This is a genomic window from Pseudoalteromonas obscura (assembly GCF_030135505.1).
In the GTDB taxonomy this organism is placed as follows: Bacteria; Pseudomonadota; Gammaproteobacteria; order Enterobacterales; family Alteromonadaceae; genus Pseudoalteromonas; species Pseudoalteromonas obscura.
Genome location: NZ_JASJUT010000004.1, coordinates 108,672 through 122,375, shown reverse-complemented (window position 1 = coordinate 122,375; position 13,704 = coordinate 108,672). Strand labels below are relative to the sequence as shown.

The following is a 13,704-nucleotide window of genomic DNA, read 5'->3' as shown; positions in this document are numbered from 1 at the left end:
CCTCATTACTCATGCGGACCAGTCACTTTCTTAGCAGAAAAGCTGGATTCATGGCTGGTGTATAAGCGACGCAGCGCATCTTTGCACGATCCCTCATCTTTAGCATTGTCTTCAACATGTTTGATCACATCTTGAAACTGTTGCAATAACTGCTTTGAGTCCGCTTCAGACTTTTGGCAGACCCTTTTTGAATCTTGTGATTTGCGATGTGACAGCTTCTTGCCCTGCGCACGCTTAAATACACTATCCATAATTCCCCCGGCCTCTCCTGTACACTTTGCTATGTTTGTCTATCACGTCCAGCCATAGCGTATGTACAGTCCTTGTTAAATGTTAAATTGATAAACGTTTACTCTGTTCAGTGCACAATCCGGCAAATAAACCTTACTATTTTTGACGTGTAGCAGATAAGGGAGCCAAAGCTGGCCTTTTTCTCGATCTGCGCCAAACCCACTGAACGATTCCATATACTCACCTGAGCAGGTGAAAACCTTGATTGCTCGGTTAACCAAATCCGAAACAAATAAATACCCGTTTTCATGATCAATACTGGTTGGTAGCAAGAAGTTTTCGCTGTCTGTGCCGTATCCTTCCTGACCAAAGCTGCGGAGCCATTTCCCTTGCTGATCATATACTTCTATTCGATTGTTGTTTTGGTCTGTGATAAAACACGTACCCTGTGCATCGACGGTAATATCTGATGGCGTGTGAAATTCACCGTGCTCTGACCCTAATTGACCAAATGTATGGACTAAAAATGGACCACCCGTATCAGACAATCGCCAGCGACAAATACGATTGTTTCCCGAGTCAGCAATTAGAATGTCATTATTGGTAGGATCTATTGCGATACCTTGCGGTTGGTTAAGCTGCTCATCTCCTGTGCCCAGCCCACCAAAAACGGTGTATGGCACCAGCTCTCCAAGCCTGTCGTTATACTGCAATATGGTGACAATGCCACTTAAATAGTTGCTTACTACCAGTAAAGGCACCTCAGGATCTAACTGTCCTGGCAGTGGTTTTGATGGTGTTAAAGAAGCGATCCCCAGCGAACCTGGTAACATTGGCAAGCTAATAGGCCTAGCGGAATCACTCTTGCCATCTTCCGTGGCTTGCAATTGATAGTTTCCTGAGTCCATCATCCACAATAAATCTTCTGGATCTTCAAACTTATCATTTAGAAAAATACGCACCATGGTTTGCTGCCACCTTTGCACCCATTCCGTTTGCGCAGACAACGCGATACTTAGCCATGATGGTAACCCAGGAGGCTGCATCACTTTTAGTAACTGATCTTGCAGGGCAAGTTGGTGTTCAACCCAATGCTCAAAAAGGGGCGCATTGCTTGAGTAACTAGATTGCGTATTCGTCACATCTCCCACAACCGAGGTCACAAAATGCAGCTGCCCGGGGTTATCACGCTCATCACCCACAGACTTAAGCACTTTGGTTGCACGCGACTTTCCCCCTTTGAGGGTGGCCAAATTCACCGTATGCTTTTGCAGAGATGCCAAAAATGGTTCAGTAATTAGTAAAGTGTTTGTACCTGTAAATTCCGTAATTTGAACTGGCGCAAAAAAACCATCTAAGCTACCCATAAACTGGCCATTTAAATCATACACTGAGATAGCATTGGGTAACCCCCCGGGAATAAGCACGCGATTTTGGATCACTGACACCCCGCGTGACAAAGCCAAGCCATCGATGTAACATTTTCCTGTTGCGCTAAATTCCACACCTTGGCCTTGCCAGTTACAGCGCACCACAGTGGCAAAGCCAGTGTTCGAAATGTAAATATTGCCAGCTTTATCTAAACTCAGCCCCTGAGGCCACAAAAGATGTACAGGATCTCCTCCTTTTTCTGGCACAATCTCTTCAATCGACCGCTCAAACTTGCCGTCTTCGCTAAAGATCACTAATCGAGATTGACTTTGTTGCCCTTCATAAAACTCATCAGCAACACACAATTTCCCATCGTGGACAACAATACCGTTAGGGCCCCGAAGTGCAACTTCTGGTTCGTCGCCAAATATCTTAACTGGCTTGATCTCTAAACGCTCGGTGTATTCCAGTATATGAACTCTGAAATTACCAATATCTGTCACATATACCCAGTTTTTATCCGGGTGCGCAAGTAACCTAAAGGGCATATTGAATTGCTCAGGCCCAGTACCGACCGTGCCAAAACTGGCCAATATTTGATCCATGTCTGAATCAAATACCAACACGCGATTGTGCGCCGTGTCAGCAAGCCATACACGGCCAAATTTGTCGACACAGCTCCCAACTGGAGTGCTGAGAGAAAGGTGTCCTATTGTCGAACACGGTAGTTGTGGCAACTGGTCAACAGTTGTACCAATATAACTGTGGTATGAGATCCCCATAGTACCTAGCCTGTAAAAAGAGTCCGTTTAGTCAAGCTTCTGCCGATACGTTCGAGCAGATCCTTGGTGTAATTAATTATCATTACGATTTTTTTACTGTTTCATACCAAAAAGTAGCAGGAAGAAAATTACTCGCCAGTAAGTCACATTGGAAAAATCGTATTTATTAAAAAATTCACATTTGTATTTTTGCTGCGACCTCCCCAAAACGGAGAAGAAATGCTTTAATGACAAGGCCTGTGGGCTACTTTTAAGAAGATATTATGATTGAAAATCCGGTTCTATTGTTCGGTACAGCGCAAGATGGAGTTATTAATATTATTCATATTGACAACTTCTATTCTAATTCAATACTTAACCAGTGCACTGACAACAATTAGATGAATTCATAACTCCACACTAGTGATAATTTATTAGGGACCTGAACCTTCACATAAGCTGTGCAAAATAGTCAACGCACAAGCCCCCTTGCCAGCGCAGAGGTGTTCATTTTTTGTCATTGAGCGGAATAATCAATCAACGTGTCTCACACGTCTAATTTGTAGATTCCATCCTAAGCTGTTTTCAAGTAAGCTGCCTCAATTCCATAGAGAACCCAAAAGAGGAAAGAGCGTTGGATAAAAGAATCGAACCTGAATTACCCAGTATTACGCCCGACTTAGATCAGGTTGAAACCTTTAAACAGTCCCTCAATCCATCTAATAATAAAGCGCCTTTGCCACAGCAAGACCCTGAACACAAAATAGGGCAAACCAAAAAAGCTGGGGTTATGACTTGGGTGGGCACCGCAGCTATTATCACATTGACTGCGGGAATATATGGACTCTATCAACAAAACCAAGCAATGCAGGCGCAATTGTTCGAATCAACCAAGCGAATTGCGGAGCTTGAACGTACGTTATCTGCGACTGGAGAAGAAATGGGCTTGTCCGCAGGTGCTATACAAGCAAACTTGAAGGCGCTGAGCGAACGTACCGATGAACTGTGGTCTCAAATGGATAAACTCTGGGCCTCAGCATGGAGAAGAAATCAGTCTGACATCAAAAAGCTAAAAGAACAGACGAGCAACATTGCCAGCAACCAAACAAAACACGTCAACACCCAATCAGGCGTGGCAGCAAAAGTAGACACACTCGCACAAAGTCAAACGGATTTAGTATTCAAACTATCTCTTTTAGAAGAACAGTTACAGGCCGCTGAAGCGCTGAAAAATCAGTTAACGTCAATTAATACCGATTTAGATCAATTAAAATCTCAGTCGCGTGGCAGCAATGCTAAGCAAGTAGAGATTGGCAGTAGCATTGCCCAGCTTGAAATTACGCAAAATGCTTTAGCTGAACAATTAGAACGTCTAGAAAGCCGATTCGCCTCCACCACAAATACACAACAAACGGCGAATTAAATATATTAAACAAAAGGGATCAGCACTGCTGCTCCCTTTGACTGATATTGACTGTTCATTTGTTTCACTCAGAGCATTTTGCTTTAATTTTTACCAGACTCTAAGTAACTGACTATTTCGTTTATCGGTTCAATAAAAAGAAAATAGCCCTGTTATTTCATGAAGGTTAGCCAAATCATCCCGCTTGCATAAAGCAGGCTTTCCGTCTGTTCGCGATTAGTTTTGTTCTCTAATAATTTAAAACTACTGAATGGTTCTCAGCCTAATTGAGGGGTTTCCTCTTAGTCGACAGCTTAAAAACAAAGGGAAATAAAGCAATAAATTTCAGCACCTTGCATAAATTTTTTGTCTTACCTACTTAAGAATTGCAAATAGTAGTCTACCCAGGCTAGCAGGGTTCTATTAGATTTAGTTGTATTCAGCTATACGCCCAAAGCGTAGTAAACAGTCCTTCTCCTTTAGCCATCAACCAGTGAGTTTTTGCTATTTATTTTAATATGTTGCGTTTCAAGTACGTTTTAAATTTGCTTGATGCTTACCCCATGTTATTAGCCATATCGTTTAGGTGCTTCAGGTTCTTCCTATCAATATTGAAGGTAAATTTCAGAAATATCTTAAATTTCAAAGGAGGAAGGCGCATTGATTCAATTTTTCATATTATTCAGTTGTTGAGTTTCACATCTAAATTTTAAAGGCAGACAAAATCAAATCGGCAAGAATACTAAAAAAGGGACTAATGACACTGTTTACTTATGAAGCATTTTTGTTAATATATCGTACATAATTGAAGTGTATAAGGCTTTCAAGTTAGCAAGGAAAAAAACGGTGGTAAGTGGAGATGACCTCAAGGCGATGAGGAAAAAAGCAGGGCTAACCCAAAAAGAAATGGCCGACAAGCTAAAAATCACCAGAGAAACGGTAAGCAATTACGAGCTTGGAGTTGGAGAACCTAGGACTGGGCATTTCTTTAAGTGGCTTATGTATTGTAAGATAGACTCGAAATCATTGCTAAATCAAATAAAGATGATACATGATGAAGTAAATGGCCAAACTGAATCAAAGTTACAGGATGAAGAATGATGATAAATTTTATTATGAGCAAAAAGGTATGTTCAGCCAGTCAGCGGTTTTCCTCCCTTAAATTAGAATTGTGTACGCAAATACATGGTGGCGGCCCTTGGAAGCCAGTTGACCCTTCTTCAGCCAAAATAAGCACTGATCTTCTCTCTCCCAAAAAACCAAAACAGGAGAAAAAAGGTAATTAGTATGAAGCCTTCGCAACTAATTGTTCTGACAATTATATCTATTTCAGTATTTTACACATTGATCGGCAATCCAAAAGTAGTTACGGAAATCTATCTAATAACTATTTTACCGGCTCTTTTATATGGATTTATTAAAAAAGACCCCAACATTATTCACGTTTCAATATTTTTGATACTAATTAATTTATCTGAATACATAATATTTGGTTATGGAATAATCAGCCTTAAAGCCATCGACATTAATAAAATCGTTCATGGAATACTCATATATGGTATACAGATGATTATTAGCTTAACTGCCGTAGCAATATTTATATTTCGAGTACAAATATCAAGGAAAATATCAAAGTCTGCGAAGGTTGAGCTCACTTATTTTGATGGGATATTTCACTGGATATTTTTATATACATCGCTCGTTTACCTTGCTGCGATGATTGAATACACCTTGAGAAATGTATTTGAACTCCCATCTCTTATTTTAGTTTATAGCAGTCACGAGACTTTAATCTATTTAGCATGGGCTTTGACCTGTGGAACATTGCTTTCTATGGTAGTGCATTCCATCAGAAGTGAAATTAAAGTCAAGGCGCAGTGATTTATTACTTTTCATATCACACATAGCATTTAGACGCCCCAAAAAAACCATTGTCGGTAAGACAAAACTGGTGCAGAGGTCAAATACCTCTGTTCCCAGGGGCGAGTTGTTCTTACATTCCACAAGTATATTGATACAAGCTAAGCCCATATGGAAACAGCTAAGTTGCCATAAGGATCGATCACCTGCATTCAATAAAACCCCTCACTTTGTTCAGATTTTATAATCATTATTCGTCGCTATACCATAAAGCCCAATGAGGGTTTCAAAGCTACTTATTCAGAAAGAATAGCTCTGACCCTATTGATTGGAAGGGATCAATGACTCTGACCCCTTTGATCATAGGTAATTACTTACCTCATCCACAATAGCGCAAAGCGGGTGCCATTTGGCTCCACTTTACTTGCACATAAACCAGAGCCAATTGCTCCAGACGCATAGGTACCTCGTGCAACCCAGCAATGAGTTGGACCGTGCGGGTCAACCTGCCAGCCAACTTGATGAGAGTTGTTTGCCCACGTTAAATAAGTAGGTAAAACGCAGCTCGACACTAGCGTTGTTGTGTCGTTGTAATCTGTTCTGCAACTTGGAATATCTGCAACCTTAGGCATATGCTCCACACGATCTAAATAGCCCCACGCACTTCGGATCAAATTCAAATCATAGGTTGATAAATTGTCAGCATAAACAGTCTTGCCACTTACACAATTTGCACCAGCACAGGCAACTTGCTCTCTAGTATCACGAAACTTGCTCAAGTCTTGCTGATAGAGAAATAGTGAGCTTGGGTCATTAGGGCTGGTTTCAGGTGTTGTGCCATAATCAGAGATGCGAGCAATACCACCGGGCTGAGTTTTAGGGTAACTACCGACTAATGTCCAGCCACCACCATCTGTGGTCATATCACAATAAAATGACTGTTGCTCACCAGACTCATTTAGCAATTTATACACACCATCACCGACACTATAACCTGCATCTAAAACTTGCTTGCAAGTCTCAAAACTCGCTGCCGGATTATGATTGAAACGCCAATCACCACTGGCTCCGGTATTACTATGCCAGCTGCCTTGGTAAACACCAGAGTCGCTGAGCGATCCTGCAAAGTAGCGCAATTCACCAGAAAGTAAATCACTGGTTTGGAATTTGATATTGAGCGCATTGACACTGGCTTCTCCTGACAGGATCAGTTCGGACTCGCTCGCCACAAAGTGCGCTCTAGTGCCCTTCACGGCCAGATCAACTGTTGTTTCGTTAACAAGCTGTCCATCATGAACAGTATCTAAATGAAGTTGATAGTCACCAGAAAAGTTATTCTCTGTGGCAAAAACGACTGTCGGCATGAGCAGAGCAAAAGCGGTAAGTTTATTGATATTTTTCATTAAATATTCCTAATTTAAGTAGCCAAAGTAATACGTGGCTATGCTTCCTAAGCAGTTTTATCTCGAGTAAAACTGCTAGTCGCGAGTATGTAATATTGGCTTCTTAAATACCAGAGACATCAATAAATCATTGCAATAAAGCGCACTTTTTAAGCCGCGTAACAGCCTCTTGAAGTCTTAATTTCACAGTAATAAAATCAAGAAATAACAATAATACGCATGGCTTTATTCATGAAAAGAGTGTTTATCCAATTGATCATCATATCTTTGATTTTGTTCACCAGTAGCTGTGCCACCACCGTTTTCCAAACCACAGAGCAAACACCAGAAAACTTGAAAGAAGCTATTTTAATACTTCAATCTAGGCTACCGCCTGAGGATTTAGCCGCACTGAAAAATACTACAGAACCAGACTTAGCTAAGTATCACCATGGCTTTGGAGCTGGCCTCAGAAACTCACTGGGTCTTTGGTCTAAGTCGCCGCTTGCTCAATGGTTTACGCAGCGTGATATTCGTCACCCTGACAATATGAGCAGTATTATTATCAAAAGCTTGCATCGCGAACTTAATGGTCTTCCATGGGAGGTCGATAAACAGCTCCACATCTATCAACAGTCTCAACAAGAGATTGAAATACTTCATAAAAAGTACCTTTTAAAGGAGCAAAAAAGATATATCAGACGAAAATCTGCCATGCTGGGGTGGCAATGGAAAACACATCAAGCCCCCAAAGCTCTGCTACCAAAACAGCCAAATAATAAAGATGTCTGGGGACTTGAGCCCTACGATAGTGGCTTTATTGTCACAGTCAAAGGCTGGAGAAAAATCCCTAAAAATATCTGGCATGATGGGATTTATTTTATATCCGCCAAGTCAACGCAGCTCTCGCCTGTCTCGGTTCAAGGCTGCCCAGAAATTCACGATGTCATCGTGCGTGGAAATCAGGCCCAATGGCTATGTAAAGAAAATACCGAGTGGTCAATTATCACCACCCAACCGAAAGCACCTTCAACACGGCAGACATTACACTTACCCACTCAGTTTGACTGGTTGCGACTGGGTAAAAGCAAAACAGGATTAATCATTGTCTCCCAAGACGCCATTTATACCTTGGGATCAGACAAGCTAACTCAACTATTTCAAGCTGCTTCAAGTACGCGACAATATCCTGAGTTCGACTCTGACGGCTATGGCAACCATCAAGCTGATGAATTTTTCTTTCCGCAAAGAAGTGCAACACCGCTATTGTTTAACAATGCAGTTTATTTTCAGATAGAAGATACAGGTAATGAAACCGATTTATACCGACTTAAGTTAACAGAAACGGACATTGAAAGTGCAAAAAAGTTTTTTGTGCATAAATACATTGGCAGACGAGCCGTAAACATCAGTAATATAGCCATTGATAACCACGACAACCTTTGGATTGGCACGCCAAACAACGGGACACTGGTCAAGCTCAGTAAAAGTGGTGATACCAAGTTTGCGTCTATTTTCAACAATCTAACTCCTCAAAAAACCATTTCTACGGAGCACCAAATACATTGGCAAGCACTTTTACCAACAAGTGCCATATTGATTTCAGATGAAGTTATGTACTTAGCCTCTTCCAATGGTATTGTCACAGTGCAAAATAATGAGATAACACCTGTTGTTTATTTTGATTACCCACTTGGCATGAATAGAGCTCCTTATACAGCAGCTCCCCAATATAACTACCATATAAAACCACAGCGACTGGGTAAATTTAACGATGGTAGTTTTATCCTCGGTGATCGACATGATGGTGTATATTTGTTAATGAACAATGGGTCATCATTTGACTTTTATTTACCCGAAATAGTAAATAAACCTTATCTGATAGGCCATAACTAATTCAAAAATTGGCATTATTGCTAATACACTTAGATAGCTTGCAATGAAGTAGAGAAGTTAGCTTTTATATGACAGCTGTTTTTGATTATGACAATACTGAGTTGGTGGTCTCAGTGACCACCACTTTAAGCTTATCCTCTTACACAGTTTATATTATTTAAAGGTGTAAACTTTATTCGGCTCACTTACATCTTCGCTTCATAAGTTTTATCTACGACTTCTACTGAGATATTATTATTGTTAAAGTTCCCGACAATACGTTTGAAAACAAGGTCATTTTCGCGAATAAAATGAATAAATGCGCGGGTATAATTGGGAATGACTGTAGCAATCGTATTATCAAATGGGATGTGCATAAAACCTGATTGGAAAATAATCTGCGCATCTTTGAAATATACAAAGCCCTGACGCTTTGCTGACATATTCTCCAAAATATAAAATTGCGCTCCTTGAATGACCTGTTCATGCTCTATTTGTTTAAACTTAAAATGGTCAATATGCTGCGCAAATGGGCCATATGCTTTGATAGCAGAAATACTATATGCATCTGCTAATATCTCGATCCCCTGCTCAACCAGTACTTTCAATCCTCTAATTTGGCCTAAGTGAGGATGAGTAATAAAAGCAGAAGTGATACGCTTGGTGGGAAATTGCTGCTCGATTAAACTCAGAGTCTGCTTGGCAACACGTTCACTTGGACTTGCACCAAATAGGGTGATCTCATCTCCATTCACTTGAAACACACTGTTATGCCGCGCTGAAGAATCAGTTACAACATACAAATTCTCAGCAATTTTCGTCGCTTGCCTCACCCCATCCCCGGCTTTAATGACAGGCCCATACCCCGCAGGCAGCTTGAGTTTATCGGAGTCGATTTTATCTATCGCATAAAAATCCGCGTTAAAGCTAATATAGGTCGGTGAAGAGTCACCTGTGTAGTATTTATTTACTTCAGTCGCTAACGTAAAGCCATTGATAGTTTGCACATTATTATATTCAAAGCGACCGCCTCCCGCTCCTTGATCAAGAGATTTCAAGCGCAGTGTTGTGGCATCAAATATATATTTAACCGTCTTTTGACTGGCGTCTTGATGTGCGATCAAAAACGTGTTGGTTTCATTGTCATAAGTTACTTTTATGTGCTTCTTTATGTCGCTTTCACGCAACAGTGGTCTGATAGTCAAAAAGTCTACATTGCTCAGTGTATAAGGTAAGGCACGATCGAAATTGTCCATGCCCCTTGAGAGCACTCCTTTCCCTATGGTTGACGCATTTTTTTCGTAAAAGTAGCTATGCGTGTCATTTTGAAACTGCACTCTGTCATATAGTCTGCCTCCAGCAAAGTACAAGATATCATTGTCATAAAAGTGTTTATTGACCATATCGACATCGATTGATCTAATAGACATATGCCGGTTGGGTGTTTGCATATCCCAATAGTTTTGACTTCTATAAACATTATTCAAGAAGTGATACCGTAAAGAAAACGCATCAATTGAAAGTGTGTTTTTGTACTTCGTCTTTATTTCATTGATCACTATTTCAGCGCTTTTAGCACAGACTGGTTGCGCAAACCAAACCATTAAGACAATTAGACTAAACCGTAAATACACGTGACGCTCCTTTTATTTCACAAAGAGGTGGACATAACTGCAACAAAGTAGATGTCTTATTAATGTGATGAAATGCCAGCAATGTAAAACGCTAAGCTTAAGAATTTACAAAAGTTTACGAACAGTGAACGTAATAATGGGCGCCGTAACTCAGCCCCCACAAGTGTGAATCGCTAGCTAAACTCACGGCTTAGCTAGCAGGTTAAAGCAAGTTAAAGCGCCTTTTTCTTGGTCACTTTATTTTTATGTCCCAAAATCCGAATTGACCAGCTGTCTAAAGTGCCAGGCTTTACATTATTCTCGACAGACTGTACTTGTTGGCCCGCAACAAAATCAAACGTCCCAAAGGACATAGGCTCATTGCTCATATCTGTAATGTGGATTTTCCACTCCCCTGTACCTGCATTCGCCTTTTCATCCCAGAATTTATAGCTCAGCATCAAATGATCGTTATAACCATCGGCACTACCAGGGGACTGCTCTGGTAAATTGAGGTGCTGACCAATTAAATTATTAAATGGTGACATAACAATACTACGTGTACCACTTGGTGACTCTAGTTCCACTTTTATATCAGAAATACGAGTATGTTTGGCATTTAGGCGGATCTGAACACCTTCAATAAACAAGTCATCATCAACTTGAATTGACGCAGTTGTAGTACGCGATGCATCATCGTGGATCGTCGCATTTACCTTACTACCCAAACCATACCAAGGGGTTTTAACCAATTCTGATGGCAAGTCTTCAATGGCATAGCGACGCACTAACTCTGTCGCTTTATCCACATCCAATAAACCAAATCCATAGTAAGGAGAAAAAGTATGCCCCGCCGCATTGGTTGACCAGCCCTCGAGGCCTGTGATGCCATTGACCTGAATATCTGCTCGGGTTGGATCAACCTTGGTTGCAGTGCGCGCTAACAAGTGACGAATATCACGCGGAGTAAGGTCATGATTTTGCTGCTCTGCCGCTGATAGCAACAGCGCAATAGCACCCGATGTGTTTGGCGCAGCAGATGACGTACCATTCATTCTTACTGTAAAGTCATCATATTGAGAGCAGTCAAAACTTGCATCAACATGCTCAATGATCCAATCACATGAAATACGGGTAGTGGCATGTCCGGGTGTTCCTCTGTCTAACCCGCCAGGCGCGGTCAGGAATACGTTACTACCCACTGTTGAATAACTAGATAGCACGCCATCTGCACTTAGCGCGCTCACCGCGAGGTTCCAAAAGTTAGCTGGCGTATAGAGTGAGTTGCCATTGGTCCAAGGCAAACCATGATTATCTCCGACAGGAAAGCTATAACCATAGAACGACAGACCCTGCTCTGTGAAATAATGAATGCGAGAATTAAGATAAGAGTTACCAGCAGCCTGCACATAAACAGCTGTGCGAGGATCTTCTTTAGTCGACAAAGTCACTGTCTCGTAGACTTTTTCCTGCTCTGGCTGACTAAAGAGCAGCACATCATTACCTTGAGCATCTTTGACTGTTTTAGAGAAGGTATACGGCAAGCTAACGGATGGGCTCATGCCATAACTTTTATTGAATACACGAATTCTATCAGCCGTTGTGTTATCAAATTGATTACCATCAAAGCCGTGACTTACTCTCCACTGCTCATGGCTGTCAAATGTTCCACCATAATTGGTAAATGCGGCAATTTGCGCAAGTGGTGCAACACCCCGAACACCTATATTGTTTTGAGCAGCTGCAATAATCCCCGCGACCATGGTGCCATGATCGCCACGAAATGGCGGCCGTGCATCTATTTTTGGATCATCAATGACATTGGCTGCCAGATCCGCATGACCCAAATCAACGCCAGAATCAATCACAGCGACAAGCACGTCTTGACCTTTATGACCCCAAATATGCGTTTGCCACAAATTCAAATCGATACCCGACTGCGTATTGCTTATGGCACCTGAATTAAGCAGATTCCACTGCAGTGCCAACATGGGATCACCATTTGGATCAAGCCAGCGGTGCTCATAATCCCGATCTGTTGTCGCCGATACATTGACTGAAAGTAGCGCAGAAACCAGACCTGCAAGATATTGTTTTTTTATTTTCATAACAAGTTCCTTTTATGGGTTCAATTTATTTCTAGCATTCCGACTTTTGACTTGTCAATAAAAATACACACTTTATTCTCTTAATTTTAACAAGGTCGTGTTCTATACGGCCTGTAGCTCGCTAAAAAGTCAGTTTGAAGAAAAGTTGATAATCATTGAAAGTTGAGAGGGAATAACAGCAAGGTCATCGTTGAACCAAGGTTTAAAACGACTGAGAATAGAAAAATGGGATTGAAATAAGACAGTTTAATTGACTATAAGAAACGCGATGTAATTGAGTTGTATGATCATCTTCACCGAAATTCACAATGGCTCAGGCTAATAAGTAGTACCCGCGATAGATTCCTTTGAGGGTTCATATGAACAGGTCGTCACTGTATATTAAAAATGGGATCAACGACTCTGACCCCATTGATAATCAGAGATTAAAAATCTAAGACTTTAGTAACAAAGCACTTTTGAGGTAACACCCCTCTTTGCATTTCAATTTTTACTCTATCACCCTCTGAAATAGCTGAAGCAATATTTACCACTTTTTCAAGTGTATCCGGCTCGTCATAGGTTACAACATTACTCATGAAACATCTGAATTGACGACCATTGCTATCTGTTGCAGTGACGGATAAATGATTTGCACTCACATTCATAGAAAAAGTGCCTGACTGACTGTGATTGACTACAATTTCAGCGGTATCAATAGTGACAGAGCCATAATTTTGCTCAGAAATTGTAACCTCAGCAGCAGATGCAAGGTTTGCAGACATGCCCAATGCTAAAACAGATGCGCCTAAAAATTTAGTTATTACTTTCATTGTATATTATTCCTTTATACATATATTTAAGTTACTAACCCCTTAAAATTAAGGGGAATAAAAAAACCAAACGCCCCTACTTAAGGAACATAACAACGTTAAAATTTAAATACAACCATAAAAAAGAAAAATAAAAAACCAAAAAAAACAATAAATAAATTAACTAAACAATCCTACAAAAATAAAATTAAACACAACCTAAAATACAACAACTTACAAAACAAAAGGGAAACTATTGAAATTAAGTTAATTAATATAAATAACAACAAAATTAAAAAAACGCTCTCGA

Annotated in this window: 10 protein-coding genes; 4 read left to right on the top strand and 6 right to left on the bottom strand. The window is 40.7% G+C overall.

All coding sequences use genetic code 11. The features are described 5' to 3' along the window. Positions 1–5 precede the first annotated feature (5 nt). A complete protein-coding gene (locus tag QNM18_RS11905) occupies positions 6–251 on the bottom strand; it encodes a hypothetical protein (protein ID WP_211011366.1) in 246 nt (81 codons plus the stop codon). A gap of 75 nt (positions 252–326) precedes the next feature. Beyond that, entirely contained in the window at positions 327–2,384 is a 2,058-nt protein-coding gene (locus QNM18_RS11900) for an NHL repeat-containing protein (protein ID WP_211011367.1), read from the bottom strand. A gap of 613 nt (positions 2,385–2,997) precedes the next feature. Here QNM18_RS11900 and QNM18_RS11895 point away from each other — a divergent pair. The 3 genes from QNM18_RS11895 to QNM18_RS11885 all read left to right on the top strand — a co-directional run bounded on the left by QNM18_RS11895 (position 2,998) and on the right by QNM18_RS11885 (position 5,646). After that, on the top strand, positions 2,998–3,786 hold the full coding sequence (locus QNM18_RS11895; RefSeq protein ID WP_284137350.1) for a hypothetical protein: 789 nt from the start codon (positions 2,998–3,000) through the stop codon (positions 3,784–3,786). A gap of 825 nt (positions 3,787–4,611) precedes the next feature. Continuing rightward, complete coding sequence (locus QNM18_RS11890) at positions 4,612–4,866, top strand: helix-turn-helix domain-containing protein (RefSeq protein ID WP_023400852.1); 255 nt, start codon at positions 4,612–4,614, stop codon at positions 4,864–4,866. 186 nt (positions 4,867–5,052) lie between these two features. Continuing rightward, positions 5,053–5,646 (top strand): hypothetical protein, encoded by a 594-nt coding sequence (locus tag QNM18_RS11885; RefSeq protein WP_284137349.1) that lies wholly within the window; start codon positions 5,053–5,055, stop codon positions 5,644–5,646. 353 nt (positions 5,647–5,999) lie between these two features. Here the strand turns inward: QNM18_RS11885 and QNM18_RS11880 are convergent, their stop codons facing one another. Then, entirely contained in the window at positions 6,000–7,028 is a 1,029-nt protein-coding gene (locus QNM18_RS11880; protein ID WP_284137348.1) for a fibrinogen-like YCDxxxxGGGW domain-containing protein, read from the bottom strand. A gap of 231 nt (positions 7,029–7,259) precedes the next feature. On the opposite strand from QNM18_RS11880, the gene QNM18_RS11875 reads away from it, so the two are divergent. Next, positions 7,260–8,903 carry a DUF6794 domain-containing protein gene (locus QNM18_RS11875; RefSeq protein WP_284137347.1) on the top strand — a complete coding sequence of 548 codons (1,644 nt, stop codon included), beginning with the start codon at positions 7,260–7,262 and terminating at the stop codon, positions 8,901–8,903. Between the two features lie 185 nt (positions 8,904–9,088). Here QNM18_RS11875 and QNM18_RS11870 read toward each other — a convergent pair whose 3' ends face one another. The 3 genes from QNM18_RS11870 to QNM18_RS11860 all read right to left on the bottom strand — a co-directional run bounded on the left by QNM18_RS11870 (position 9,089) and on the right by QNM18_RS11860 (position 13,415). Further along, a complete protein-coding gene (locus QNM18_RS11870) occupies positions 9,089–10,516 on the bottom strand; it encodes an MBL fold metallo-hydrolase (protein WP_284137346.1) in 1,428 nt (475 codons plus the stop codon). Positions 10,517–10,728: 212 nt separating this feature from the next. Then, entirely contained in the window at positions 10,729–12,603 is a 1,875-nt protein-coding gene (locus QNM18_RS11865) for a S8 family serine peptidase (RefSeq protein WP_284137345.1), read from the bottom strand. Positions 12,604–13,028: 425 nt separating this feature from the next. Further along, complete coding sequence (locus QNM18_RS11860) at positions 13,029–13,415, bottom strand: hypothetical protein (protein ID WP_211011377.1); 387 nt, start codon at positions 13,413–13,415, stop codon at positions 13,029–13,031. Positions 13,416–13,704: the final 289 nt, after the last annotated feature.

Bases quoted from the DNA above. Each gene is read 5' to 3' on its own strand.
- QNM18_RS11905 (WP_211011366.1), bottom strand. From the start codon at position 251: ATGGATAGTGTATTTAAGCGTGCGCAGGGCAAGAAGCTGTCACATCGC.
- QNM18_RS11900 (WP_211011367.1), bottom strand. From the start codon at position 2,384: ATGGGGATCTCATACCACAGTTATATTGGTACAACTGTTGACCAGTTG.
- QNM18_RS11885 (WP_284137349.1), top strand. From the start codon at position 5,053: ATGAAGCCTTCGCAACTAATTGTTCTGACAATTATATCTATTTCAGTA.
- QNM18_RS11880 (WP_284137348.1), bottom strand. From the start codon at position 7,028: ATGAAAAATATCAATAAACTTACCGCTTTTGCTCTGCTCATGCCGACA.
- QNM18_RS11875 (WP_284137347.1), top strand. From the start codon at position 7,260: ATGAAAAGAGTGTTTATCCAATTGATCATCATATCTTTGATTTTGTTC.
- QNM18_RS11865 (WP_284137345.1), bottom strand. From the start codon at position 12,603: ATGAAAATAAAAAAACAATATCTTGCAGGTCTGGTTTCTGCGCTACTT.
- QNM18_RS11860 (WP_211011377.1), bottom strand. From the start codon at position 13,415: ATGAAAGTAATAACTAAATTTTTAGGCGCATCTGTTTTAGCATTGGGC.